This window comes from Cupriavidus sp. PET2-C1, assembly GCF_054515855.1.
Genome location: NZ_CM137260.1, coordinates 1,080,141 through 1,105,975, shown reverse-complemented (window position 1 = coordinate 1,105,975; position 25,835 = coordinate 1,080,141). Strand labels below are relative to the sequence as shown.

At 67.1% G+C, this 25,835-nt stretch carries 23 protein-coding genes and 1 pseudogene; 14 read left to right on the top strand and 10 right to left on the bottom strand.

Annotation, left to right across the window (positions count from 1 at the left end; genetic code table 11):
- Positions 1 to 46 precede the first annotated feature (46 nt).
- Both ACX12D_RS24960 and ACX12D_RS24955 read left to right on the top strand, forming a co-directional pair.
- Positions 47 to 697 carry an FMN-binding negative transcriptional regulator gene (locus ACX12D_RS24960; protein ID WP_459376136.1) on the top strand — a complete coding sequence of 217 codons (651 nt, stop codon included), beginning with the start codon at positions 47 to 49 and terminating at the stop codon, positions 695 to 697.
- A 578-nt stretch (positions 698 to 1,275) separates the two neighbouring features.
- Positions 1,276 to 2,001, top strand: coding sequence for a response regulator transcription factor (locus ACX12D_RS24955; protein ID WP_459376135.1), 726 nt, complete (start codon positions 1,276 to 1,278; stop codon positions 1,999 to 2,001).
- Here the strand turns inward: ACX12D_RS24955 and ACX12D_RS24950 are convergent.
- Positions 1,988 to 2,737, bottom strand: coding sequence for an EAL domain-containing protein (locus ACX12D_RS24950; RefSeq protein ID WP_459376134.1), 750 nt, complete (start codon positions 2,735 to 2,737; stop codon positions 1,988 to 1,990). The two genes, ACX12D_RS24955 and ACX12D_RS24950, sit on opposite strands and share 14 nt — an antisense overlap.
- Positions 2,738 to 3,025: 288 nt before the next feature.
- Here ACX12D_RS24950 and ACX12D_RS24945 point away from each other — a divergent pair, with 288 nt between their 5' ends.
- From ACX12D_RS24945 to ACX12D_RS24930, 4 genes are all read left to right on the top strand, one after another.
- Entirely contained in the window at positions 3,026 to 4,630 is a 1,605-nt protein-coding gene (locus tag ACX12D_RS24945) for a methyl-accepting chemotaxis protein (RefSeq protein ID WP_459376133.1), read from the top strand.
- Positions 4,631 to 4,762: 132 nt separating this feature from the next.
- A complete protein-coding gene (locus ACX12D_RS24940) occupies positions 4,763 to 6,328 on the top strand; it encodes a class I adenylate-forming enzyme family protein (protein ID WP_459376132.1) in 1,566 nt (521 codons plus the stop codon).
- A 39-nt stretch (positions 6,329 to 6,367) separates the two neighbouring features.
- On the top strand, positions 6,368 to 7,216 hold the full coding sequence (locus ACX12D_RS24935) for an IclR family transcriptional regulator (protein ID WP_459376131.1): 849 nt from the start codon (positions 6,368 to 6,370) through the stop codon (positions 7,214 to 7,216).
- 128 nt (positions 7,217 to 7,344) lie between these two features.
- Entirely contained in the window at positions 7,345 to 7,872 is a 528-nt protein-coding gene (locus tag ACX12D_RS24930; RefSeq protein WP_459376130.1) for a nucleoside deaminase, read from the top strand.
- Between the two features lie 25 nt (positions 7,873 to 7,897).
- On the opposite strand, the gene ACX12D_RS24925 is transcribed toward ACX12D_RS24930, so the two are convergent.
- The 4 genes from ACX12D_RS24925 to ACX12D_RS24910 all read right to left on the bottom strand — a co-directional run bounded on the left by ACX12D_RS24925 (position 7,898) and on the right by ACX12D_RS24910 (position 13,259).
- A complete protein-coding gene (locus ACX12D_RS24925; RefSeq protein ID WP_459376129.1) occupies positions 7,898 to 8,971 on the bottom strand; it encodes an Ldh family oxidoreductase in 1,074 nt (357 codons plus the stop codon).
- A gap of 42 nt (positions 8,972 to 9,013) precedes the next feature.
- Positions 9,014 to 10,006 carry a Bug family tripartite tricarboxylate transporter substrate binding protein gene (locus ACX12D_RS24920; RefSeq protein WP_459376128.1) on the bottom strand — a complete coding sequence of 331 codons (993 nt, stop codon included), beginning with the start codon at positions 10,004 to 10,006 and terminating at the stop codon, positions 9,014 to 9,016.
- Between the two features lie 69 nt (positions 10,007 to 10,075).
- Positions 10,076 to 11,500 carry an FAD-binding oxidoreductase gene (locus tag ACX12D_RS24915; protein ID WP_459376127.1) on the bottom strand — a complete coding sequence of 475 codons (1,425 nt, stop codon included), beginning with the start codon at positions 11,498 to 11,500 and terminating at the stop codon, positions 10,076 to 10,078.
- Between the two features lie 55 nt (positions 11,501 to 11,555).
- Positions 11,556 to 13,259: a thiamine pyrophosphate-binding protein gene (locus ACX12D_RS24910; protein WP_459376126.1), complete on the bottom strand. Its 1,704-nt coding sequence runs from the start codon at positions 13,257 to 13,259 to the stop codon at positions 11,556 to 11,558.
- Positions 13,260 to 13,539: 280 nt separating this feature from the next.
- Between ACX12D_RS24910 and ACX12D_RS24905 the strand changes: the two genes are divergently transcribed.
- From ACX12D_RS24905 to ACX12D_RS24880, 6 genes are all read left to right on the top strand, one after another.
- Positions 13,540 to 14,652 (top strand): Bug family tripartite tricarboxylate transporter substrate binding protein, encoded by a 1,113-nt coding sequence (locus tag ACX12D_RS24905; RefSeq protein ID WP_459376125.1) that lies wholly within the window; start codon positions 13,540 to 13,542, stop codon positions 14,650 to 14,652.
- A 123-nt stretch (positions 14,653 to 14,775) separates the two neighbouring features.
- Positions 14,776 to 15,870 (top strand): malate/lactate/ureidoglycolate dehydrogenase, encoded by a 1,095-nt coding sequence (locus ACX12D_RS24900; protein WP_459376124.1) that lies wholly within the window; start codon positions 14,776 to 14,778, stop codon positions 15,868 to 15,870.
- Positions 15,871 to 15,915: 45 nt separating this feature from the next.
- Entirely contained in the window at positions 15,916 to 16,290 is a 375-nt protein-coding gene (locus tag ACX12D_RS24895) for a 5-carboxymethyl-2-hydroxymuconate Delta-isomerase (RefSeq protein WP_441638960.1), read from the top strand.
- A gap of 143 nt (positions 16,291 to 16,433) precedes the next feature.
- A complete protein-coding gene (gene garL, locus ACX12D_RS24890; RefSeq protein WP_459376123.1) occupies positions 16,434 to 17,225 on the top strand; it encodes a 2-dehydro-3-deoxyglucarate aldolase in 792 nt (263 codons plus the stop codon).
- A gap of 8 nt (positions 17,226 to 17,233) precedes the next feature.
- Complete coding sequence (locus tag ACX12D_RS24885; RefSeq protein ID WP_043355092.1) at positions 17,234 to 18,160, top strand: LysR family transcriptional regulator; 927 nt, start codon at positions 17,234 to 17,236, stop codon at positions 18,158 to 18,160.
- 112 nt (positions 18,161 to 18,272) lie between these two features.
- Complete coding sequence (locus ACX12D_RS24880) at positions 18,273 to 18,773, top strand: OsmC family protein (RefSeq protein WP_459376122.1); 501 nt, start codon at positions 18,273 to 18,275, stop codon at positions 18,771 to 18,773.
- A gap of 47 nt (positions 18,774 to 18,820) precedes the next feature.
- Here ACX12D_RS24880 and ACX12D_RS24875 read toward each other — a convergent pair whose 3' ends face one another.
- The 4 genes from ACX12D_RS24875 to ACX12D_RS24860 all read right to left on the bottom strand — a co-directional run bounded on the left by ACX12D_RS24875 (position 18,821) and on the right by ACX12D_RS24860 (position 24,055).
- On the bottom strand, positions 18,821 to 20,203 hold the full coding sequence (locus ACX12D_RS24875) for an FAD-binding oxidoreductase (protein ID WP_459376121.1): 1,383 nt from the start codon (positions 20,201 to 20,203) through the stop codon (positions 18,821 to 18,823).
- Between the two features lie 300 nt (positions 20,204 to 20,503).
- Entirely contained in the window at positions 20,504 to 22,099 is a 1,596-nt protein-coding gene (garD, locus tag ACX12D_RS24870) for a galactarate dehydratase (RefSeq protein WP_459376120.1), read from the bottom strand.
- 79 nt (positions 22,100 to 22,178) lie between these two features.
- A complete protein-coding gene (locus ACX12D_RS24865) occupies positions 22,179 to 23,534 on the bottom strand; it encodes an MFS transporter (RefSeq protein WP_441638949.1) in 1,356 nt (451 codons plus the stop codon).
- 323 nt (positions 23,535 to 23,857) lie between these two features.
- Positions 23,858 to 24,055, bottom strand: a complete 198-nt coding sequence (locus ACX12D_RS24860; protein ID WP_459376119.1) for a hypothetical protein — start codon at positions 24,053 to 24,055, stop codon at positions 23,858 to 23,860.
- Here ACX12D_RS24860 and kdgD point away from each other — a divergent pair.
- Positions 24,054 to 24,968 carry a 5-dehydro-4-deoxyglucarate dehydratase gene (gene kdgD, locus ACX12D_RS24855; protein ID WP_006160033.1) on the top strand — a complete coding sequence of 305 codons (915 nt, stop codon included), beginning with the start codon at positions 24,054 to 24,056 and terminating at the stop codon, positions 24,966 to 24,968. The two genes, ACX12D_RS24860 and kdgD, sit on opposite strands and share 2 nt — an antisense overlap.
- A gap of 58 nt (positions 24,969 to 25,026) precedes the next feature.
- Here kdgD and ACX12D_RS24850 read toward each other — a convergent pair.
- Positions 25,027 to 25,278 (bottom strand): annotated as a pseudogene (locus ACX12D_RS24850) (hypothetical protein); the annotation flags it as partial.
- A gap of 135 nt (positions 25,279 to 25,413) precedes the next feature.
- On the opposite strand from ACX12D_RS24850, the gene ACX12D_RS24845 reads away from it, so the two are divergent.
- Positions 25,414 to 25,731 (top strand): hypothetical protein, encoded by a 318-nt coding sequence (locus ACX12D_RS24845; protein ID WP_459376118.1) that lies wholly within the window; start codon positions 25,414 to 25,416, stop codon positions 25,729 to 25,731.
- Positions 25,732 to 25,835 lie beyond the last annotated feature (104 nt).

Below are 25,835 nucleotides of genomic sequence, written 5' to 3'. Positions count from 1 at the left end.
ATAACACGATTTTAGAATAAGGAACCATTTTACAAAAGGGTGTCCCATGTACATACCTGCTCATTTCGAAGAAACGCGCCCCGAGTTGTTGCACGATCTGATCAGCACCCATCCCCTGGGTCTGCTGGTCACTCAGGACCCGGCTGGCGAGATGGTCGCAAATACCATCCCGTTTTTGCTCGAAGCAGACCCGGAGGGCGGCCCGGGCATCCTCCGCGCGCATGTGGCGCGCTCAAATCCCTTGTGGAGGGAATCGCGCACCGATGTGGACTCGCTCGTTGTGTTCCAAGGCCCGCAAACTTATATCTCGCCATCGATGTACCCGAGCAAGGCAGCCACCGGCAAAGTCGTACCAACCTGGAACTACATCATGGTGCAGGGGCGCGGCAGGCTACACGCCGTTGAGGATGCGGACTGGTTGCGCGCATTCGTCACCCGCCTGAGCGAGCGCCATGAGGCTGCGCGCCCAGTACCGTGGGCGGTGAGCGATGCGCCTGAAGATTTCATTGACGCGACCTTGCGCGCGATCGTCGGCATCGAGATCAAGCTGAGTTCACTACGCGGAAAGTGGAAGGTGAGTCAAAATCGCACGCAGGCCGATCGAGACGGTGTTGTGTACGGACTGCGGAGTCTGGGCGGCACTGAGGCTGAGGCAATGGCCAAGGCAATCGCTGAGCGCAATGAGCCGGCGCGCTGAAGGCCTCCTTCCATGGCTTAGCGAGGCTACTTGGGGTCGTTCAGGAGAACACGCTATCCATCCTGGAAGGCGTCGTGCCACGACACCCCTACGTCAGCGGATGTTGCGAATCCCGGCCGCCCCTCTTGCTGCCGCGCACCCTGCCGCACTGAATTTGTCTGCGTCCAGCTTCGCCGGCAAGGCATCACCCGCCTTCCTGTTCAAAATTTAGGCAGTCCGATACATAACCGCCACCATTGGCCAAGCGCGGCACGTCAAGCACGGTTATCCACACAAGCTGTGGATAACACGATCCGGCAATCGTGGACAAATTGTGTACGTGCGCCGCAACAATCGACTGTGGCCTGGTGCGATACCAGTCGCCTTGTGGATTGACTCCCCACCTGCTTTGGGAATCTTCTGCCTGTCCTTGCAGATTGTTCCGAGTGATATCCCTCGCTCCGCGGACTATCCTGCCTGGATCGCCTCGCGCGCAGGCCGGTGGCCGCCCGGCCCAGGCACATTGACAGCCTGAGTGGCCCGGCAGCCAATGCGCGCGCCGGCCCGCGAACCGCACTAATGCCAGTTGGACAATTCCTATGAAGATCGCACTGCTAGCGGATTTGTCGCTTCAGGCCAAAGCCATTGCAGACGCCCTCGCTCGCGCTGGCGTGCATTGCCACACCTACCCCGCAAGCGGGGCGCTCTTCCGTGGCATTGACCAAGCCGGCTACGACGTCCTGCTGATCGACCACGAGCTTGCCGACATGCCTGCCGTGGAAGCCGTGCGCGCGGTGCGCGGCGCCTGGCGCAGCGAGGTACCGGTGCTGGTGGTTTCCCACCAGCGCGACGAAGACTCGGTCGTCAATACCCTGCAGGCGGGCGCCGACGACTACATGATCCGCCCGCTGCGCGCGCGCGAGCTGGTAGCCCGGCTGCACGCGCTGCAGCGCCGCGCCGCCTCGCGCCGGCAAATGCCAAGCCCGGACCTGACGGCCGGGTGCTATTCGCTGGACTGCCTGGCGCATGAGGCCGTGTTCCAGGGGCGCCGGCTCGCGCTGCCCCCCAAGGAGTTCGAGCTCGCCGCGTTGCTGTTCGGCAGCGTCGGCCGCGTCTTGTCGCATGCCCAGATCGAGCGCGCGATCTGGGGCTGTTCGCTGCCACCGTTGTCCCGCGCCCTGGCGAGCCTGGTATCGCGCCTGCGCAGGGCGCTGGATCTCCACCCCCGCAATGGGCTGGTCATCACGGTGGTGTATGGCAAGGGATATCGCCTGGATGAGACCGGCGCGCGGCCGCCTCGGCCAGGCCCGCTCAGCGCGGGATGAGCACGGGGTGCGGCGCTGGCCTGCCGAGGTAGTAGCCCTGCCCGTAGGGCACGCCGAGCTCGCGCAGCACCGCCAGCTCATCGGCGTCCTCGATGCCTTCGGCGATCACCTCGCCGTCCAGCGCCTTGACCAGGGCCAGCACCGTGCGCACGACTTCAAGCCGGCGCGAGCACGTGCCGATGCCACGCACCAGCGACTTGTCCAGCTTGGTGTAGTGCGGCGCGAGGTGGACCAGCCGGTCGAGATTGGCGTGGCCGGTGCCGAAATCGTCCAGCGCATACTGCATGCCCAGTTCGCTGAGCACGGCCATGGCCTGCCCGAAGCGCTCCGCGTCCTCAATGGGGGTCTGCTCGGTCACCTCGATCACGACCCGATCCGGCGCGATGCTGTTCGCCACCAGGGCCCGCATGGCACTCCCGCCGTCGGCCAGCAGGTAGCGCAGCGCCATCGCGCTGAAATTGAGGAACAGCTTGCCGCGCAAGCCATGCGCCAGGCAAGCGGACAGCCCGGTGCGCGCCGCCTGCAGCTCCAGCGAGATGGTCTCGGCCTCGTCACGGGCCAGGCGGAACAAGGCGTCCGGCATGGCCAGCGGTGACCTGGCAGGTCCCCGGACCAGCGCCTCGTAGCCCAGCACCTGGCCGGTCCCGAACACCACAATAGGCTGGAAGACGGCGTGCAGCGGCGGCAAGCGCAGCCGCGGCACGGGCGCGCCGGCCAGGGGGGAGGCAATCTGCATGGGCGGAGTGAACGTGACTTGGGGAGGCGCGGCGCCAGGCGCAAGAAGCTGGTGAGCCAATGTGACTCGCCCTCTATTTCATGTCAGCCATGTGTCACCCGGATGACAAAGCCGATTACCCCTGCGCAATGGCGGGATGTCATTGATGCGTCACAGGTTACGGTGAGCATGCAAGCCATAACAAAGTCATGCCGTCACCCGTGGCAAGCTGGCGCTGCAAGCCGGCGCGCGAGATGGCGGCACCCCAGGGTCAGCATATGGGCCGCGTGGCCCATCGGAGTCTCAACCGTGTTGCAAGCCATCAACCTTCGCCTTCCACGCCGCGCCGGCCGGCGCATGCCCGCCTGGCTGGGCCGGCTTCCCCTCAGCGCGCGCATGTGCGTGGCATTTGCGCTGGTCTATGTGTTCGGCGCCGTAGTGGGGCTGACGGGCATTTTCAGCCTCGTCTCGGTCAAGCAGATGACAGATACGCTCTATCAACGCGATATGCAGGGCGCCATCGCTGCGGAGCGCGCGCAATCGGCGCTGGCCCGGCTGGGCCGCGCCCAGCTTTCCCTGACCATGGCGACCAGCAGCACCGAGCGCGAGGGCGCAACCGCCGACATCGATAGCGCCCTCGCCCGCCTCGACCAGGCACTTGGCACCGTGCGCACCGCCGCACCCGCGCAGGCCACCGCGCTGCAAGCGGAACGCGATAGCACCGCAGCCATGCTGCGTGACTATGTCACGTTGCTGCACAAGCAGCCGCTCGACACTCTGCAGTTTGACAGCGCCGTTTCGGTCGACGGCCATTTTCTTGGCGAGCAATTACAGAAGCTGGCCGATCTGGTCGAGGTCACGCGCAAGCAGCAGGAGCGGCAAGCCGCCGATACGGTAGCCACCGTGACGGCCAGCCAGTTGCGCGCCCAGGCCGTCATGGTTGGCATGCTGGTGGCGAGCCTTGCGGCGGCGGCCGCGCTGGCGTGGTTTGCCTCGCGCCTGCTGCACTCGGAACTCGGCGGCGAGCCGGCGGACGCGGCCAAGGTGGCCAGCCGTATCGCCTCGGGCGACCTGCAGCAACCCGTGCGCGTGCGCCCCGGCGACGACCACAGCTTGATGAGCCTGCTGGCGCGCATGCGCGACCAGCTCGCCGGCGTGCTGGAAGGGATCCAGCTCTCCGCGGCCGAGATCGCCGCGGCCAGCGAAGGCATCGCCAGCGGCAACCACGATTTGTCGCGCCGCACCGCGCTGCAGGCGGCAGCGCTGGCCGCCGCCGCCGACAGCGTCGCCCGCCTCACCGCGCTGGTCGGCCAGGCCCACGCCCAGGCGACCGAATCCAGCGCCATGGCGCGCCAGGCACGCGAAGCCACCGACGCCGGCATGGCGGTGGTGAACGAGATGAGCGGCGCCATGGACACGGTAAACCAGCACTCGCGCAATATCGCGGAAATGGTCGAAGTGATCGAGAGCATTGCCTTCCAGACCAACATCCTTGCGCTCAATGCCGCCGTGGAAGCGGCCCGCGCGGGCGAGGCCGGGCGCGGCTTCGCCGTGGTGGCGCAGGAGGTGCGCGGGCTGGCGCAGCGCAGCGCCAACTCCGCGCGCGAGATCCGCACCACCATTGGGCAGGCCAGCGCGGAGATCGCCCGTGGGGCACGGCTTAGCGGGCAAGTGGTCAGCGCCATGAGCGGCATCGAGCAGGCGGTAGGCCAGAGCCACCAGTTGGCCGAGCGGCTGTGCGGGGTGGCCGATGAACAGGCACGCGGCATCCGCTCGGTGGGCGAGGCGGTGGCCCAGCTCGACCAGACCAGCCGGCAGAACGCCGAGCTGGTCGAAGCCGTTACGGCCCAGGCGGCCAGCCTGGATGAGCAAGCGGCAGGCCTGTCGGCTGGGGTCGCGCGCTTCCGGTTCTGATCTGAACAATCCATGTTCTGCAATGCGGAACATGGATTCCACGGTGCAGTTGACGTGTAAGGCGATCGGTGGGAGTATTCCGCCATCGAAAAATCCGGCGGCCCACGCCGGACGCCTTATCTGGAGACTGTGATGAGTAGCACCCCCACGCCCGCCGCGCACGCGCCGGCTGCCGCCCCGTCCGCTTCGCCTGCCACTGCATTTTCCCGCCTGCACCAGACCATCGGCCCCTGGGTCCAGAGCCACCCCGAGCGCGTGGCCCTGATGGACGCCGAGCGGTCCCTGCGCTACGGCGAGCTGGACGGTGCCATTGCCGAAACCGCCCGCGCACTGGCAGGCGTCGGCGTGGGCGGCGGCGATCGGGTGGTGCTGGTGACCGAGAACAGCGTGGGCTGTGCGGTGCTGATCCTGGCGCTTAGCGCGCTGGACGCATGGGCCGTGCCGGTCAATGCCCGCCTGTCCGCCCGCGAGATCGATAACATCATCGAACACTCGGGCGCGCGCATCGCGCTCTACCTCGACAACGCCCATCCCGAAGCGCGCGAGCACGGCCTGGCGCGCGGCGCGCAGCCGGCCGAATGGCCGCATGCGGGCAAGCTGCTGCTGGGCGCGCTCAATGCAGCCGCCGTGGCTGAGCCGGTGGACGCAGCGGCGCGCGACCAGGTTGCCGCGCTGATCTACACCACTGGCACCACCGGCGCCGCCAAGGCCGTGATGCTGACGCACGCCAACCTGATGTTCATCGGCCGCTCCAACCGCATGCAGGCGCGCGTGCAGCCGGGCGACCGGGTCTACGGCGTGCTGCCGATCTCGCATGTCTACGGCCTGTCGGTGCTCCTGGTGGGCCCGCTCTCGAATGGCGCCACGGTATTCTACGAACCGCGTTTCCGCCCCGAGAAGCTGGCGCACGCGCTGGTCGCGGAGCGGCTCACCGTGCTGCATGGCGTGCCCGCCATGTACGCCAAGCTGATCGAATGGAGCCGCGCCCAGGCAACGCCGCTGCAAGCGAGCGCGCTGCGCATGGCGCAATCGGGCGGCGCGCCGCTCACCGCCACGCTCAAGGCGGCGTTTGAAGCGAGCTTCGGCATCATCCTGCACAACGGCTATGGCATGACCGAGACCTCGCCCACGGTCTGCCAGACCCGGGTGGAATCGCCGCGCACGGATTGCTCGGTAGGCCCGGTGGTGCCTGACGTGGAGATCCGCCTGGGCGAGCCCCTGCCCGATGGCAGCGGCGAGCTGCTGGTGCGCGGCCCCAACGTGATGAAGGGCTACTACCGCCGAGCCGACCTGACCGCGCAGGTGATCGACGCCGATGGCTGGCTGCACACCGGCGACCTGGCGCGCATCGATGCCGATGGCGCCGTCTCCATCGTGGGGCGCTCCAAGGAAATCATCATCCACTCCGGCTTCAACGTGTACCCGGAGGAAGTCGAGCAATCGATCAACGCCTACCCGGCCGTGCTGCAGTCGGCGGTGGTGGGACGCGCGGTGGATGGCAACGAGGAAGTGATCGCCTTTGTGGAAGTGCGCGAGGGCATGACGCTGGACCAGGCCGCGCTGCGCGCCTTCCTGCGTGAGCAGCTGTCACCCTACAAGATGCCGGCAGAGGTCAGGATCGTGGCCCACCTGCCGGCTGCACCGTCCGGCAAGATCCTCAAGGCCAAATTGCGTGAGCTGCTGGCCAGCGCAGGCTGAGGCCGCAGGTAAGCCCCCCCAAGCCAGCCGAGGCCACCCATGTCCGACCCGAAGACCGACGATCCGCCGCACGAAATGCACGCGCAGCAGCAAGCGCAGCAGCACATGCAACAGCACAAGGAAGACCGGCATTTCGTGACCGCGCTGGCGCGGGGCCTCGATGTGCTGGCGAGTTTCCGCAGCTTTGAGACACGGCTGGGCAACGCCGAGCTGGCGCAGCGCTGCGGCTTGCCCAAATCCACCGTATCGCGCCTCACGCATACGCTGACGGAGCTGGGCTACCTGCGCCTGGACCCGGAGCTGGCCAAGTACCAGCTCGGCAGCTCGGCGCTGGCCCTCGCGCCCGCGGCGCAGCATGGCGTGGATGTGCTGGCGGTGGTGCGCCCGTTCATGCAGGAGCTGGCCGACCTGTCCCAGGGCGTGACATCGCTGATCGTGCGCGATCGGGCGCAGATGCTGATCTTTGAGAACTGCCAGTCGGAGTCGTACCTGACGTTAAGGGTGGCGGTCGGCACGCGCATTTCCGGGCTGACCTCGGCCGCGGGGCGTGCCTACCTGCAAGCGTTGCCCGCCGTGGAACAACGGCAAGCATTGGCTGCCTTCCGGCAACAGGAAGGGATGGATGCCCCCAGTGCGCAGGCCATTGTGGAGCGCAGCCGCGCGGAGGTGGCGCGCCAGGGCTGCACCACGTCGTTTGGCGAATGGCTGCCGGACATCAACTCGATCGCCGCCGCGTTCCGGCCCGGCCCGGCGCTGCCGCCGATGACATTGTCGTGCAGCGGCCCCACCGCCATCGTGCCGGCCGCGCTATTGCTTGAGACGGTGCGCCCGCGCCTGGTTGAGAGCATTCGCGGCATCGAAGCGGCGCTGCGCGCGCAGGATCGCTAGGCACCAGCGCCTTAGCCCCAAACGGCGGCGGCCGCGGCCAGGCCCTGCGGCTCGCATGTCATGATTCGCACCAGACCACCACGCCATCACGTCGCTGCACCCTTCACGAAATCCACCGGGACCAGACCATGACCACGTTGATTGCCGCCGATGCCACCGCTGCGTCTGCCACGGCGCTGAGCCAACAGGACCTGCGCCTGCTACGCGAAGCCATCCGCCTGTCGGAGGCGTCCCGCGCCCGCGGGCGGCACCCCTTTGCGGCGCTGGTGGCGGACGCCGACGGCAATATCATCGCCAGCGCCGGCAACAACTCGATGCCGCCCGAGGGCGACCCCACCCAGCATGCCGAACTGGCCGCCGCAGCCGAAGCCGCCCGCAAGCTGTCGCCGCAGGCGCTCGCCAGCGCCACGCTCTACACCAGCGCGGAGCCCTGCTGCATGTGCGCCGGCGCGATCTACTGGTGCAACATCGGGCGGGTGGTGTACGCGCTGTCCGAGCACCGGCTGCTGACGCTGACCGGCGCGCACCCCGAGAACCCCACCTTCTCGCTGCCCTGCCGCGAGGTGTTCGCGCGCGGGCAGCACAGCGTTGCCGTGCTGGGCCCCGCGCTGGAGGACGAGGCGGCGCAGGCGCACGCGGGCTTCTGGCAGGACTGATCGCGCCTCGGTGCCGGGCTGCGCCTCAGGGCAGCGGCGCAGGCGCCGCCATGCCGAACTTGTCCAGCCAGGGCTTGATCTGCGGCAGGATGGCGGGGTTCAGCGCCACGCCATCGCGCAGCTGGCGCGCCTTGCGTTCCAGCGCGCCCTGCCCCGGCAGGCGCACGCGATCCACGCCCGGGCGCGGCGGATTGTCCGTGCAGGCCCGCGCGATCCAGCCCATTTGCCCGGCAAAGGCTTCTTCGCCGGCAAAGGCAGACGGGTCCAGTATCTGCAGGAACACGGTATTGCCCCAGCGCTTGCCCGGATCGTCGCGGCCATGGCCGGACAGGCCGGCGGTCAGCGCTTCCACCATCAGCGATAGCGCATAGCCCTTATGGCCGGCCTCGAGCCCGCCCAGCGGCAGGATCGAGCCTGCATGCGGGGGGAACATAACGGCGGGGTCGTCGCTGGCGTTGCCGTTCTCGTCGATCAGCCACTGGTGCGGCAGGCGCTTGCCTTCCTTGTACAGCCGCGTGGTCAGGCCAACCGTGGTGACCGAGGTGGAGACATCGATCAGCACCGGGCCGTCCGGCGTGGGAAAACCCGCCGCCACAGGGCTGGGCGAAAACACGGGGCGGGTGCCGCCGAACGGCGCCACGGTCATGGCGGCCGGCGCCGAGGAGTACAGCAGCATGACGAAGCCTTCCCGCGTGGCACGCTCCAGGTAGGCGGCCAGGCACGCAATATGGTGCGCGCGGCGGATGGTGACAGTGCCGGTGCCGTAGTCGCGCGCCCGCGCCATCGCGCTTTGCATGGCGCGCAGCGTCAGCCAGGGGCCCGGCAGGCGCTTGCCGTCCCAGGTGGCCACGGCGGCGCGGTTGGCCAGCACCTCGTAGTCCTCCTTGACGGCCATGCTGCCGCTTTCGATCTCGGCCAGGTAGGTGGGCAGCAATTGCAGGCCGTGCGTATCGTGGCCCATCAGGTCGCCTTCGACCAGGATGTCCGCCACGTCGGCGGCCCGGTCGGCGGGCATGCCCGCGCGCTCGAACATGGCCTGCGCCATGCTGCGCAGCGCGGCGGCATCGTGGCGCACGGTGGCTGGGGGTTGGCTTTGCATAGGGGCTCCGTCAGGTCGGGCGCGGCCGGCGCGCCCGGGGTTTTACTCGTTGACCGATACGCCGGCCGCCTTGACCACTTTTTCCCAGCGCGCCTTCTCGGCCAGCGCGAAGGCCTGGAATTCTGCGGCGGGCTTGGGGTCCGGCTCGGCGCCGGCATGGACCAGCTGCTCGCGGAACTCCGGCCTGCGCATGGCCGCCATCACCGTATCGCTCACCTTCGACACGATCTCGCGCGGCGTGCCGGCGGGGGCAAACAGGCCGAACCACGAGCCGGTCACAAAGCCCGGCAGGCCGGCTTCTTCCATCGTCGGCACATCAGGCAGCGCGCTCATGCGCTGGGTGCCGGTCACGGCAAGCGCCTTGAGCTTGCCGGACTTGACGAAGGGCAGCGAGGTCGGCGCGTTGTCGAACATGATCTGCACCTGCCCGCCCATCAGGTCGGTCACCGCCAGCGCGCTGCCCTTGTACGGCACATGCACCATCTGGGTTCCGGTCATGACCTTGTACAGCTCGCCCGACAGGTGGATCGAGCTGCCCGCGCCCGACGAGGCAAAGGTGGCCTTGCCGCTTTCGCTCTTCACGAACTGCGTGAGTTCCTTGACGTTCTTTGCCGGCACGGCGGGATTGACCACCAGGATATTCGGCACCGAGGCGACCATGGCCACGGCGGTGAAATCCTTGCTCGTATCGTAGGGCATCTTGCGGTAGAAGCTGGCATTGATCGCATTGGTGCCAACCGTGCCCATCAGGAAGGTGTAGCCGTCCGGCGCAGACTTGGCAACGATATCCGCGCCGATATTGCCCGACGCGCCGGGGCGGTTTTCTACCACCACCGGCTGGCCCAGCGCCTTTTGCAGGTCGCGCCCGATCAGCCGGGCCACGATATCCGTATTGCCGCCGGCGGCAAACGGCACCACCACGCGGATCGGCCTGGACGGATAGGTATCCGCCTGCACGGGCAACGCCACGCACGCGGCGGTGGCGGCCAGGACGGCCAGCAGCGTGCGGCGCGACGGCTTGTCGCTTTGATGCATGGGTGTCTCCTCTGTGGTTCTTGTTGTGGCGCGTGGTGCTTGGTGCTCGGCGCGTGGTGTTCGGCGCGCTCAGTGCGATGCGCCCGGCAGCAGCCGGCCCGGGTTCATCAGTCCGTGCGGGTCCAGCGCGTGCTTGATCTTTTGCATCAGCGCCATTTCCACGGCGGATTTGTAGTGCGCGTTCTTGTCGACCTTCAACTGGCCAATGCCGTGCTCGGCCGAGATCGAGCCGCGCACGCGGTGCACGGCCTCGTACACCAGCGCGCTGATGGCCGCACCGCTGGCCGCCACGAACGCCGGCTGCGGCACGCCGTACGGCGCACTGACGTTGTAATGCAGGTTGCCGTCGCCCAGATGGCCAAAGGCCAGTACGCGAGCGCCGGGATTGGCGGCCACGATGGCGGCGCTGGTGTGCGCAATGAACTCGCCAATCGCAGAGATCGGCACCGAGATGTCGTGCTTGATGTTGTCGCCCTCCAGCGACTGGGCCTCCGGCAGGTGATGGCGGATCCGCCACAGCCCGTCGGACTGCGCCAGCGAGGCCGCGATGGCAGCGTCCGCCACGATGCCAGCCTCGAAGGCCTCCTCCATCAGCTCCCCGAAGGCCTGCGTGGCGCGCGCCTCGCTGTGCGGGTCGCTGCTCTCCAGCAGCACATACCAGGGATGCGCCTGCTCGAAGGGCCCGCGGCAGTCCGGGAAATGCCGCGCCACCAGTGCCACGCACACGCCGCTCATCAGCTCGAACGCCGTCAGCGTGGCGGCTAGCCGGCGCTGGGCCAGTTCCAGCAGGCGCAGTGCCGCATGCGGATCGCTCACCGCGGCCAGCGCCGTCATGCGCGCAGCCGGACGCGGAATCAGCTTGAGGGTGGCGGCGGTGATCACGCCCAACGTGCCCTCCGCGCCGATAAAGAGCTGCTTGAGGTCGTAGCCGGTGTTGTCCTTGCGCAGGCCGCGCAGGCCGTCCCAGATCTCGCCGTCGGGCGTCACCACTTCCAGCCCCAGGCACAGCTCGCGTGTATTGCCGTAGCGCAGCACCTGCACCCCGCCCGCGTTGCTGGCGAGATTGCCGCCGATGGTGCAACTGCCCTCCGCGCCGAGCGACAGCGGGTACAAGCGCCCTGCCTCCTGCGCCGCCTGCTGCACGGCGGCCAGGATGCAGCCCGCCTCTGCGGTGAGCGTGTTGTTGATCGGATCGATCTCGCGGATGCGGTTCAGCCGCGCCGTGGACAGCACCAGCGCGCGGCCGCCGTCGTCCGGGATGGCGCCACCCACCATGCCCGTATTGCCACCCTGCGGCACCACCGGCACCTGGCGCGCCGCGCACCAGCGCACGATGGCCGCCACGTCGGCAGTGCTATCGGGCTGCGCCACCGCCAGGGCGCGGCCGGTCCAGCTGCGGCGCCAGTCGGTGAGAAACGGCGCAGTGTCATCGGCGGCGGTTAGCAAGCGGCCGGCAAACTGGCTGCGCAAGCCGGCCAGCGTGGCATCGGTCATGGGCTGTCTCCTGTCTTGTATCTTGTTTTTGTTTTTTGTTTTTTGTTTTTTTCTTTCAGTCCGCGATCCGCATCGCCGGGGTGATCTGGCGCGGGTCCGTGACCAGTTCCAGCACGGCGGGCTTGCCCGCGGCCTGCGCGCGCGCAAAGGCCGCGGCGAAATCTTCCGTCTGCGTCACGCGCTCCGCCCAGGCACCGCACGACTGCGCCATCGCCACAAAATCCGGGCTCGGGATGTCCGTGCCGCTGACGCGCCCGGGATAGCGCTTTTCCTGGTGCATGCGGATGGTGCCGTACATGCCGTTGTTGACCACCACCACGATCAGGTTGGCGCCGTACTGCGCGGCCGTGGCCACTTCCTGCGGGTACATCAGGAAGCAGCCGTCGCCGGCGAAACACACCACGGTGCGCTGCGGGTCGCGCAGCTTGGCGGCGACCGCCGCGGGCAGGCCGTAGCCCATGGCGCCGCAGGTGGGGGCCAGCTCGGTGCGCGGCTGGCGATAGGCGTAATAGCGATGCAGCCAGACCGTGTAGTTGCCGGCGCCGTTGGTCAGCACGGCATCGTCGGGCAGGACGCGGTCCAGGTGCGCGATCACCGCGCCCATGTCCACGCCGGTGAGCTGCGGGTGCGGCTTGGCCGGGGCCACGAAGGCGCCATGCGCGGCGCGCGCGGCGCTGGTCCAATCGCCCCAGCGCACCGCCGCCGGCGGCGTGAGCGCGGCCAGCATGGCGGCGCCGGGCTCGATGCCCGCATGGATGGCCAGTTCGGGCTGGTAGACGCGGCCCAGTTCGGCACTGTCGGCGTGCAGGTGGAACAGGCGCTGGCGTGGCTGCGGGGCCTCCAGCAAGGTGTAGCCGTCGGTCGCGATATCGCCCAGCCGCGTGCCGAAGGCCAGGATCACATCGGCCGTGCGCACGCGCTCGGCCAGCGCCGGGCTCACGCCCAGGCTGAGGTGCCCGATGTAGTGCGGATCGCGGTTGTCGAATACGTCCTGGCGGCGGAAGACACAGGCCACCGGCAGGTTCCAGCGCTGCACGAAGGCCGCAAAATCGGCCGCCGCCTGCGCGCTCCAGTTGGCGCCGCCGGCAATCACCAGCGGGCGCTCGGCCCCGGCCAGCGCGGCGGCGAGCGCATCGGCATCGGCCGCGCGCGGCGCCGCCGCCACCGGGCGATAGCGGCCGGTATCGGCCACCTCGCACAGGCCGTCCAGCACATCTTCGGGCAGGGAAATCACCACCGGGCCCGGCCGGCCCGACGTCGCGCACTGGAACGCGCGCGCCACCAGCTCGGGGATACGAGCCGGATCCTCGATCTCGACCACCCACTTGGCGATGGCGCCGAACATGGCGCCGTAGTCGACCTCCTGGAAGGCCTCCCGGCCCTTGTGGCCGCGGGCGATCTGCCCAACGAAGAGCAGCATCGGCGTGGAATCCTGCGCGGCGATATGCACGCCGATGCTGGCGTGCGTGGCGCCCGGGCCGCGCGTGACAAAGCAGATGCCCGGCCGGCCCGTGAGCTTGCCGTCGGCCTCGGCCATGTTGGCCGCGGCGCCTTCATGCTTGCAGACGATCAGGTCGATGGCGGGCTGGTCGTGCAGCGCGTCCAGGACATCCAGGAAGCTCTCACCCGGCACGCAGAAGATACGCTCGGCGCCGTGGATGCGCAGCGCGTCCACCAGGACCCGGCCGCCGGAGCGTGCCGCCGGATTGGCGGAGGAGGAAGTGGAAGGCACGGTAGCTGCAACGGGTTGGCTGGTCATGGCAGAAAGGAAATGGTGCAGTGCAATCGGGCCGGAGCCGGAATGGGAGCGATCCGGAACCTCCGGGAATGTAGCGATTGTTACGTCGCGAACGCTTTGTGCGCCTGGCTTCAGGCGCATTTCTGTTATGCGTAAAACGCAAGGCTACTACCACGGCACCCGTGTAGCCTGTTGCCAGGCGATCCCACCCTGCCACACGCGCCGCTTGCCAGAGCATAGCGGCCGCGTCACGCAGCGCAAAGGACGATGGCCCAGCCAAAAATACAATGGAGACCAAGACATGCTTCTGCACCTTCTGCAGTTTCTGCACCTTCGGCCCTTGCGGGCCAGCCAGCCGGCCCTTCAGTCCCGTCCCGCTTCCCAGCCCGCTTTCCAGCCCGCTTCCCAGCCCGCCTTCCGCGCCGTTCCCCAACCTCGCCTCGCCTTTGGCCTGCTCGCCTGCGCCCTGGCCGCCGTGGGCGCACTGCCGGCCCAGGCGCAGGACGTCTGGCCGACCAAGCCGGTCAACTACGTGGTGCCCTTTGCCGCGGGCGGCACCACGGACGTGCTCGGCCGCCTGATCGGCCAGCGCCTGTCGCAGATGATCGGCCAGCCGGTGGTGGTGGAGAACCGCGCCGGCGCGGGCGGCAATATCGGCTCCGACTATGTGGCCAAGGCCGCGCCGGACGGCTACACCCTGGTCGGCGGCACCATCAGCTCGCACTCGATCAATGTGAGCCTGTACCCGAAGATGCCCTACGACCCGATCAAGAACTTCCAGCCCGTGGCCCTGATCGGCACCCTGCCCAACCTGCTGGTGGTCAACGCCAACAGCCCGTGGAAGACCGTGCAGGACGTGATCGCCGCCGCCAAGGCCAAGCCCGGCGCGGTCTCCTTTGGCTCGGCCGGCAACGGCACCTCGCAGCACCTGGCCGGCGAGCTGTTCTCCAGCATGGCGGGCGTCAAGCTGCTTCACGTGCCGTTCAAGGGCAGCAGCCCGGCTGTGCAAGCCTTGCTGGGCAACCAGGTTGATGTCTTGTTCGAGAACAGCGTGGCCGCCATGCCGATGATCCAGTCCGGCAAGTTCCGCGCGCTGGCCACCACGGCCGCCAAGCGCGCCCGCGAACTGCCGGAGGTGCCGACCGTGGCCGAGGCCGGCGGCCCGAAACTGCAAGGCTACGAGATCGTTTCCTGGCAAGCCGTGTTCGCCCCTGCCGGCACGCCTGCACCCATCGTCAACCGCCTTGCCGCGGACATCGGCAAGATCATCCAGGAGCCCGACATGCGTGCCCGGCTGGCCTCGCTGGGGATCGAGCCGTCCGGCGCCGGCCCGGCCGAGCTGGGCGCGTTCCAGAAGAGCGAAGTGGCCAGGTGGGCGCAACTGATCAAGAGCGCCAACATCCGGCCGGAATGACGCCAGTGCATGGCTCGCATGGCTTGCCGGGTACCCAAGCCGGGCCCGGCGGCTTATCATGGGGGCCGCCATGTTCGACCGATTTCACCTCCGATCTCCCCTCATCTTTCGAACCCCAAGCTCATGAGTGAACACCGCATCCCGACTCCCGCCCTCCATCAATGGGTGGTCGATCTCTGGCTCGCCGCCGGCTCCGATGCCCGCGAGGCCCGCCTGACCGCCGACCACCTGGTCGGCGCCAACCTGTCAGGCCACGACTCGCACGGGGTCGGCATGATCCCGAAGTACGTGATGTCCTGGCAAGGCGAGCAGCTTCAACTGAACCAGCGCGTGAGCGTGGTGCACGAAGCTGGCGGCATCCTCAGCCTGGACGGCAATCGCGGCATGGGCCAGGCGGTGACCGAGGAAGCCATGGGCCTGGCCATCGCGCGCGCGCGGGAGCACGGCGTATGCGTGCTGGGGCTACGCAGCTCGCACCATCTTGGCCGGGTAGGCCACTGGGCCGAGCAAGCCACCGCTGCCGGCATGATTTCCATCCACTTCGTCAATGTGCTATCCAAGCCGATCGTGGCCCCGCATGGCGGCTATGAGGCGCGCTATGGCACCAACCCGTTCACCATCGGTGTGCCGGTGGCCGGCGGCGAGCCGCTGGTGATGGACTTCGCCACCAGCGCGATCGCGCTGGGCAAGGTGCGCGTGGCCAACAACAAAGGCGTGGCGGTGCCCCCGGGCTGCCTGCTCGACACCGAAGGCCATCCCACCGACGACCCGGCCGTGATGTTCCCGCCCGCCGGCGAAGCACAGGGCGCGCTGCGCCCCTTTGGCGAGCACAAGGGCTACGTGCTGGCGGTGATGTGCGAGCTGCTAGGCGCGGCAGTCACCGGTGGCCACACCATCCGCCCGGAGACCCTGACCCACGAGCACGCGGTCTGGAACAATATGCTGGCCATCGTGTTCGACCCCGAGCGCCTGGGCAGCAGCACCACCTTTGGCCATGAAGTGCAGGCCTTCGTCGACTGGCTGCGCTCGTCGCACCTGCAGCCCGGCACCGAGGCCATCCTGCTGCCCGGCGAGCCGGAACGCGCCTGGCGCCGCGCCCGCGCCGAATTCATGCCGGTGGACAGCGGCACGCTGGCCCAGCTTGACGACGCCGCGGCGCGCGTGCAGGCAGCGCGCGGCAAGTCGCCCGGCCCGCTGTCGCGGCTGGCGGTGGACTGATCCCCCGCCCCCGGCAACCCACCGAAACCTCCAGGCCTAGCCACCATGCCCCACCTCATCATTGAAATTACCGAGAACACCCGCCTCACCTGCTCGCAGGAAGAACTGCTGGACGAGGCCAATGCCGCGCTGCTGGCTTCCGGCGAGTTCGCCGAGCCGGACATCAAGTCGCGCTGCATCACGCTGACCTCCTTCCGCCAGGGCACCGAAGCGCGCGAGCGCGCCTTCGTCCATGCGCGCCTGCACATCCTGGACGGCCGCGACCTGACCGTACGCCAGGCACTGAGTCAAGCGATCTGCGAAGTCATTGCCGACGCCGTGCGTCCGGCCAACGCGGAAGACAGCGTGCAGGTCAGCGTGGAGGTCGTGGAGATGGAACGCGCCAGCTTCACCAAGCAGATCGTCAGCGGCTCGCACTGACCCGCCAGACAAGCAAGCCATCTGGCATCAGCGATGGCCCCGCAGCCAGTCAGAGGCTGAGTGCGGGGGCACACCGCCCCGGCAGATCGGGGGCACCGGCTGAGCCATTCGCCTCCCAGACTGAAAACAGGAACACCGTCGTCATGTCCTCCCTCCCGAATTCAACCTTGCCCTCGCCCCTGCCCAACCGCTTTCGTGCCGACGTGCTGGCGCACAAGCGCGTGATCGGGTGCTGGTGCTCGCTGGGCAACGCCACCACCACCGAGATCCTCGGTCTGGCCGGCTTCGACTGGCTGCTGCTCGATGGCGAGCATTCGCCCAACGACGTGCTGACCTTCATCCCGCAGCTGATGGCGCTGCAAGGCAGCGTGAGCGCGCCGGTAGTGCGTCCGCCCGCCAACGATCCGGTGCTGATAAAGCGCCTGCTGGACATCGGCTTCTATAATTTCCTGATTCCCTTCGTGGAGAGCGCGGAGCAGGCCGGGCGCGCGGTGAGCGCCACCCGTTACCCGCCAGCGGGCGTGCGCGGCGTGTCGTCGGTCCAGCGCAGCAACCGCTACGGCACGGTGCCGGAGTACTTCAGCCAGATCAATGACAATATCTGCGTGCTGGTGCAGATCGAAAGCCAGAAAGGCGTGGACGCGGCCGACGCGATCTGCGCGGTCGACGGGGTCGACGGCATCTTTATCGGCCCGAACGACCTCGCGGCCGCCTACGGCCACCTCGGCAACCCCAACCATCCCGAAGTGCAGGCGCAGGTGGCGCGCATCTTCGAGGCCGCCAGGCGCGCCGGCAAGGCCGTGGGCACGCTGACACCGGTGGAAGCCGACGCGCGCCGCTACCTGGACATGGGCGCGAGCTTCGTGGCGGTGGGCCTGGACCAGAGTCTCTTTCGTACCGCGACGCAGGCGCTGCGCGATCGTTTCGCCAGCTAAGCGTTGCGATGAACTCCGAGGATCTGGCCTGCTTCGTCTGCGTCGCCAACACGCAGAGCATCTCGCGCGCCGCGCTCGAAATGGGCGCGGACCAGTCCACCGTAAGCCGGCAGATCGCCCGGCTGGAGGCCGCGCTGGACACCCGCCTGTTCCACCGCAGCGGGCGCGGCGTGGTGCTGACCGAAGCCGGCCAGACGTTGATCGTCTATGCGCGGCAGGTAGCGGCCACGCTGGCCGAAGCCCGCGAAGCCATCCGGGCTTCGTCGGCGCAAGGCCCGGCGCAACTGGTGATCGCGGCGCAGCCCACCATCGCCAACACCGCATTCGCCAGCATTGGCACCGCGCTCAAGCAACGCTTTCCGGCGACCAAGGTGCGCTTTGTCGAAGGGCTGGCCAGCCCCGTGCTTGCCTGGCTGGCGGCTGGCGAGATTGACGTAGCCCTGCTTTACCTGCCCGAGCAGCAAGGGGCGCTGAAGGTCGACATCCTGCTGGAAGAAGACCTGACCCTGGTCACGCCGACATCCTGGAGCCACCTCGGCCCGACCTTTCCCGTACGCCGCCTTGGCGAAGTGCCGCTGATCCTGCCCAGCACGGGACACGGCCTGCGCGTGCTGGCCGAATCGCTCGCCGCTCGCGCGGGCACCAGCCTGCAACTGGCACTGGAATGCGACGCGTCCAATACCGTCTCGATGCGCCTGGTGGAAGACGGCTGCGGCGCCACCCTGCTGCCGTTTGCCGCGGTCGCGGATCGGGTCGCGCAAGGCCGGCTGCATTCAGCCCGCCTGGTGGAGCCGGTAGTGACGCGGCAGGTGGCGCTTGCCACCGCGCGTAACCGCACACCGGTGCCGGAATTGTGGGACATCATGCAAACGGTGAGGCAGTCTGTGCGCAATATTGTGATGTCGGGGGCGTGGCCGGGGGCGCGGTTGATTTGACACCTCGGATTCCGTCAGATTCCGTCAGATTCCGGCTACCTGTTGCCGCCTTGAAGGTTTTGCAACCGCCGTCTAGGCTCGATGCCTGAAGCCAACGCTTGGGAGAACGCCTATGCACGCCGACCAGCTCCGCACCCTCCAAACCCCGCTCAAGGAAAAGTACCGAGAACACCCCGAGGCTGCCTTGATCACCCTGCGTGCATCGAGCCGCCTGGGCGAGGGGGTTACGTGCAACGTCGAAACCGGCAAGGCGATGGTCGAAGCCGGCCTGCACCCTGCCACCGGCGGCACCGGCCTGAGCGCCTGCTCCGGCGACATGCTGCTGGAAGCCTTGGCCGCCTGCGCTGGCGTCACGCTGAATGCGGTGGCTACCGCGCTGGGCATCGCGCTGCGCGATGCGCGCGTGCTGGTGGAAGGCGACCTCGATTTTCGCGGCACGCTTGGCGTGAGCAAGGACGCCGCCGTGGGCTTCCAGGCGATCCGCATGCGGTTTGAACTGGATACCGACGCGCGGGCCGACGAGCTCGAATCGCTGCTGCGGCTGACCGAGCGCTATTGCGTGGTGTACCAGACGCTCCGCGGCGGCACGAAGATCGACGTGACATCGACGTGACGCATGCCGCCGGCACGCAGCCGGCGGCATAGCCAGCCGGGAAGCGCTCAGGGCTTGATGTTCTGGTTGTGGCGGAACAGGTTGTTGGGATCGTACCGCCGCTTGACCTCGACCAGCCGGGCATGGTTCGGCCCATACGCGGCGCCGATGCGATCGCCCTCCTCCTGCGTCAGGAAATTGACGTATACCGAGCCAAGCGCGTATGGCGCCGCGGCTTGGAACACCTCGCGCGACCAGGCGATGCAAGCGGCGTCGTCAGCCGGCTCGGTCCAGCGTCCGTGCACGTTCATCACGTAGTTGGCATCGCGATTGGGGTAAGCCATGGCGTCTGCCGCAACCCGGTTGGTCTGGCCGCCCATGGCGCCGATGAAGATCTCGGTGTGCGGCGACGGCAGCTTGTTGACGTAATCCATCAACAACGTGAGCAGGCCATCGTCCAGCTTGGCGAAGTTGTGCGATTTCCAGTAATTGCGCGCCCCCGGCGTGAGCAGAGGATCGAACGCCTGCTGCCAGGCAGCAAATGGCATGAGTCCGACATGCTCGCCGTAGGGCGTGCCGAGATGGCGCAATGGCTCGACCAGTTGCGGCCCGTTGGCTGGCGGCCCGATGTAGCAGATGGCCAGCGCCACGATGGGCTTGCCATGTGTCTGCGGCGGCAGGAACGGCAGCGGCGGCGCGAGCCGCATCACGGCCCACACGGTCAGCTCATCGGGCATGCCGTCGAAGCGGTCGCGCAGGGCTTGCAACACGGCCACGCCCTGCTCCAGCGGATAGACGATCAGGCCGCCATAGATTTCCGGGCCAACTGGCCGCAGGGCGAACTCGAACATGGTGACCACACCGAAGTTGCCGCCGCCGCCGCGAATGGCCCAGAACAGGTCGGGATGCTCAGTGGCGCTGGCGTGCACCAGCTTGCCATCGGCTGTCACCACCTGGGCGCTGACCAGGTTATCCACGGTGGTGCCGTACTTGCGGCTGATCCAGCCAAAGCCGCCGCCCAGGGTGAGTCCGGCCACACCGGTGGTGGAGTTGATGCCAAGTGGCGTGGCAAGGCCGAAGGCCTGCGCCTCGTGGTCGAAATCGCCCAGCGTAGCCCCGGGCTCCACATAGGCGCGCATCGCGGTGGGGTCGATCCGCACCGATTTCATGCCCGACAGGTCCAGCGTGATGCCGCCATCGCAAAGGGCCAGGCCGCCGATGTTGTGGCCGCCGGCGCGTACCGACAGCGGCACGCCGTTGTCCCGCGCGAACCCGACAGTATCGATGACATCGGCCGCGCCGGCGCTTTTGACGATCAGCGCGGGACGGCGGTCGATCATGGCGTTCCAGATTTGCCGCGCCTGCTCATAACCCGGCTCGCCAGGTTGCAGCACCTGGCCTCTCAGTTTCGACTTCAACCCATTGACCAGCTCACTCGACAAATCAGCCATGATGCACCTCGCGACGGAATCCCTGATAGAGGTTCGGCCGCGGCACTGGCCACGCGTCACGAAGCTAGGCTTGATCCGTGCTTGACCCGTCTCCGGCGTCATGTCGGGGAGAGGATGGCATGGCGAACTGAAGGGGGGAAGGCAGCAGGCGTGGTAGCCAGGAGAAGGGCCGAATCCTTCCTCATTTAAGGTTGGCCCCCGGCGAATGTAAAGCGGCAGGGACACGGGTCCCTGCCGCTTATCGCCGCATCGTTTCTTTCCTTCTGACACCTTCTCGGCCGCGCTGGCCGGGCTATTGGGTCAGGTCACCGGCGCCGGGTTGAACAGCACCAGCGAATTATGCAGCTTATGGTGCTCGGCCCAAGTCTTCTTGCGCCCGCTCGCCACATCCAGCATCAACCGGAACAACTCCCAGCCCACATCCTCGATGGTGGCCTCGCCGGTGGCGATGCGGCCCGCATTCACGTCCATCAGGTCGTGCCAGCGGCGAGCCAGATCGCTGCGCGTTGCCACCTTGATCACCGGCACTTCGGCCAGGCCGTACGGCGTGCCGCGGCCGGTGGTGAACACGTGCAGGTTCATGCCGGCGGCCAGCTGCAGGGTGCCGCAGATAAAGTCGCTGGCAGGCGTGGCCGCGTAGATCAGGCCCTTTTGCTTGAGCTTCTCGCCGGGGGAGAGCACGCCGGTGATGGCCGTGCTGCCCGACTTGACGATCGAGCCCATGGCCTTTTCGACGATATTGGACAAGCCGCCCTTCTTGTTGCCGGGCGTGGTGTTGGCGCTGCGGTCGACGCGGCCCTTTTCCAGGTAGCGGTCGTACCAGTCCATCTCGCGGATCATGGCCTGCGCCACTTCCGGCGTGGCGGCGCGCGCAGTGAGCTGGTCGATGCCATCGCGCACTTCAGTGACTTCCGAGAACATCACGGTGGCGCCCGCGCGCACCAGCAGGTCGGTGGCAAAGCCCACGGCGGGATTGGCGGTCACACCCGAAAATGCATCGCTGCCGCCGCACTGCACGCCCACCACCAGCTCCGAAGCCGGGCAGGTTTCGCGGCGGCGCTGGTCCAGCTTGGCCAGGTGGGTACGCGCCATTGCCATGATGGCATCGATCATGCTCTCGAAGCCGACGTGCTCGTCGTCCTGCAGGCACACCACGCCAACATCCAGGCCGCCGGGCAGGCTGCCGGCCGGCAGCAGGCGCTCCGGCTGCAGCTTCTCGCAACCCAGGCTCACCATCATCGCGGTGCCGCCGAAATTCGGGTTCAGCGCGATATTGCGCAGCGTGCGGATCGGCACGATGGCGTCCGGCGCATCGATGGCCACGCCGCAGCCGTAGGTGTGCTCCAGCCCCACCACGTCGTCGACATTGGGATACTGCGGCAGCAGCTCGGCCTTGATGCGCCGCACCGCGTGCTCCACCACGCCCGACACGCACTGCACGGTGGTGGTGATGGCGAGGATGTTGCGGGTGCCGACCGAGCCGTCTGGGTTACGAAAGCCCTCGAAGCTATAGCCTTCCAGCGGCGGCAGCGGTTCCGCCACGCGCGTGCCGACCGGCAGGTTGTCCAGCCCGGGCGCGACCGGCATCTCGATCACGCGCTCGTTGATCCAGCTGCCCTTGGGCAGGTCGCGCAGCGCGTAGCCGATCACCACGTTGTAGCGCACCACGGCATCGCCAGCCGCCAGGTCTACCAGCGCCACCTTGTGGCCCTGGGGCACCCGCTCGCGCAGCGTCAGGCCGCAGGGAAATACCGTGCCCTCGGGCAGGCCGCCATCGTTGGCGACGATCGCCACGTTATCCAGCTCGTGGATGCGGATGTACAGCGCAGTGCCCTGCACCTGCGCAGCCGGGTGCGAGCCGCCTGGCTGCTCTACTTTGATATCGATCACCGACATGTCTTATTTTCCTTGCGAAACACTTGGCCGCTGCGCCGGGGCGGCACCTGCGCCGCAGGCGCCACGGAATTCAGGGATTTCAGGGATGCTTGAGCTCGACGCGCTTGATTTCCTTGACGATCACCAGGTAGCTGATCACCGTCACCAGCGCGTTGGCGCCGACAAAGACCAGCGCGCCATTGAAGGAACCGGTGGTGCCAAGGATATATCCGATCACGATCGGCGTGACGATGCCCGCGATATTTCCGAACATGTTAAAGATGCTGCCGGCCAGCCCAATCACTTCCTTCGGTGCGGTATCCGCCACCACGGCCCAGCCCAGCGCGCCGATGCCCTTGCCGAAGAAGGCCAGTGCCATGAAGCCCACCACCAGCCATTCGCTATCCACGTAGTTGCACGCAATCATGCTGACCGACAGCAGCATGCCAGCGACGATCGGCACCTTGCGGGCCACCGTCAGCGAGTAGCCGCGGCGCAGGAACCCATCGGAAATCACGCCGCCCAGCACACCGCCCAGGAACCCGCAGATCGCCGGCAGCGATGCGACAAATCCCGCCTTCAGGATCGACATGCCGCGAGCCTGTACCAGGTAGACGGGAAACCACGTCAGGAAGAAGTAGGTCAGCACGTTGATGCAGTACTGGCCCAGGTACACGCCGAGCAGCATCCGGTTGGAGAGCAGCTGGCGCACATAGAACCAGCGCGTGCCGGGGGCTTCCTTGTCCTTCTTGCCAGCGTCCCCGCTCATCTCGATCAGGCCGCCGCCCTGCTTGATGTAGTCAAGCTCGGCGCGATTCACGCCCGGATGGGTCGTCGGGCTACGCACCACCTTGAGCCAGAGGCCGGCCAGCACCATGCCCAGCGCGCCCATCCATAGATAGACGTGGTGCCAGCCCAGCGCGTGGGTCAGCCAGGCCATCAGGGGCGTAAACAGCACCGCGGCAAAATACTGCGCGGAATTGAAGATGGCCGAGGCCGTGCCGCGCTCGGCCGTGGGAAACCAGCTGGCCACGACCTTGGCATTGGCCGGGAACGCCGGCGACTCGGCCAGGCCCACGACAAAACGCAGCACGAACAGCGTGGTCACGGCCGCGCCGACCGTGGCGAATACGCCGATAAAGCCCTGCAGCAGGGTAAAGAGCGACCACAGGAAAATGCTGCAGGCATAGATGCGGCGCGCGCCAAAGCGGTCCAGCAGCCAGCCGCCCGGGATCTGCGCCATCACATAGGCCCAGCTGAAGGCCGAGAAGATAAAGCCCATCTGCACGGCATCGAAGCCGAACTCCGAGCGCATCGCCGGACCGGTGATGGAAAGCGTGGCGCGGTCGGCATAGTTCACCGTTGTCACCACGAAGATCATCAGCAGGATCCAGTAACGGACATGGCTGCGACGGGTGGCCTCGCCGGCCACGCTGATGGTATTGCTGAGATTCATGCTGTCTCCTGCACGAGCCAGATTGGAGATGGAGGCCGCCTTACGTCGTACGGCTTGCAGCCATCTCGCATGCTTGGCCGGCTACGTGATATGTCATCGTATAACTTGGATTATAAGCATCCGGTTTCGTCGACAACATTGCGTGTTTACCCTAGCTCCAGCGCAACGGCTTTGGCGAGGTGCGTTAGCCGTTGCAACGGCGCTGTTGGTCCAGGCGCACCGACTGGAAGAAGCCTCGCCCAAAGCTTTCGGACAGCTTTCAAGGCGGATTCACGAGATTCTGCCATACGCGTTCCATTCCGTGACCGGGCAGCTTCAACGCTTTAACCCGCCTGCCCTGTCTCTTCATATTGACGGATGCTGGCAAAGCCAAAGCTCGAAGCCCTTTCCCGAAACAAAAGTACTTGCGGATTCAAATCTCTAGTTGTACGATGACGTATCTCGAAATTGCGCAGACGAAAGTCATGCACAAGAGCCACTGAACCAACACCGCCCTTGCGGGTATCAGGACCAGCCATCATGACCACACCACAAGAACTCAAGCAGATCGTCTCGGAAGGCCTGCTCTCCTTCCCCGTGACCGACTTCGACGCGCAAGGCAACTTCCGCCCCGAGACCTATGTAGAGCGCCTGGAATGGCTGGCCCCCTACGGCGCTACCGCCCTGTTCGCCGCCGGTGGCACCGGTGAGTTCTTCTCGCTCACGCCGGACGACTACGCCAACGTGATCCGCACCGCCGTGGAAACCTGCGCGGGCAAGGTGCCTATCCTGGCCGGCGCCGGCGGCCCGACCCGCATGGCCATCGCCTACGCCAAGGAAGCCCAGCGCCTGGGCGCCAAGGGCATCCTGCTGCTGCCGCACTACCTGACCGAAGCCTGCCAGGACGGCATTGCCAACCATATCGAAGAAGTCTGCAAGTCGGTGCACATCGGCGTGATCGTGTACAACCGCGGCAATTCCCGCATCAACGCGGACATGCTCGAGCGCCTGGCCGACCGCTGCCCCAACCTGATCGGCTTCAAGGACGGCGTGGGCGAGATCGAGGGCATGGTCCGCATCCGCCGCAAGCTGGGCGACCGCCTGTCCTACCTGGGCGGCCTGCCCACCGCGGAAGTCTATGCCGCCGCCTACAAGGCGCTGGGCGTGCCCGTGTACTCGTCGGCTGTGTTCAACTTCATCCCCAAGACGGCGATGGACTTCTACCGCGCGATTGCCGCCGACGACCACGCCACCACCAACCGCCTGATCGACGAGTTCTTCCTGCCGTACCTGGACATCCGCAACCGCCGCGCAGGCTACGCGGTGAGCATCGTCAAGGCCGGCGCCAAGCTGGTCGGGCATGACGCCGGTCCGGTCCGCGCGCCGCTGACGGATCTGGACGAGCAGGAACTGGCGATGCTGGATGCACTGATCAAGAAGCTGGGACCGCAGTAAGGGGAACGGATAGTCGATCGTCAATCGTCGATCCGACGCGCACAAGCGCGGGCGCGGGCAGCCCCGAAAACGCAACACCTTGCACAACTTCGGGGTTGAAATGGAATTCGGCACCTTTCCACAGCCGCACGCCGAGATCCAGCGTTGCCGTCCACGAGTAGCTCTTGTCCCGCCCGGCGCCGAGGCTGTTGTCGCCCGGCTAGGGCGCGTTGAATGCCGGCTTGCGCTGCCAGACGTAGGTACTCTGGCCGTGGATCGCGAAGCGCACTGCTCTGCGTCGATACGCTGTGGAAATTGCTAAGCCGATCAATGCTGAACATCCCGACACCGACCACCAGCAAGAGAAACAACACGGACACCTGCGACAGGCGAGTGCGGATGGGTCGCAGCGCTGGCACCGGATTGGACAGCCGCGCGAGTCGTCGCAACCCCGCACGCCGGCTTCGTGCCAGACGTCTTCGGCGGCAACCGGCGCGCGGTGGAATTGCTCCAGGTACAAACGGACGCCCAGCGGTTCCAGCTCGAGGCAGCCTATATCACGCTTGCATCCAACGTGGTCGCCGCCGCGATCCAGGAGGCGTCAGTGCGGGACCAGATCGCCGCCGTCAAACGCATCATCAGCGCCAATACCCGCTCCCTCGAAATCATGCGGGGGCAGTTCAAGTACGGTTCTGCCGCAGGTATCGAGGTGCCAGCAAGACTTCGCTCGAGCTCACACGCAAACAGCAGGAACTGGACTACGTCAACCATCTGGCCCTGCTGACCGCGGAACAGGCATATCAGCAGACGGCGATTGCCCTGGTACAAGCGCAGGCCACGCGTTTTGGCGATACGGCTGGTTTGTGCCAGGCGCTGGGAGGCGGATGG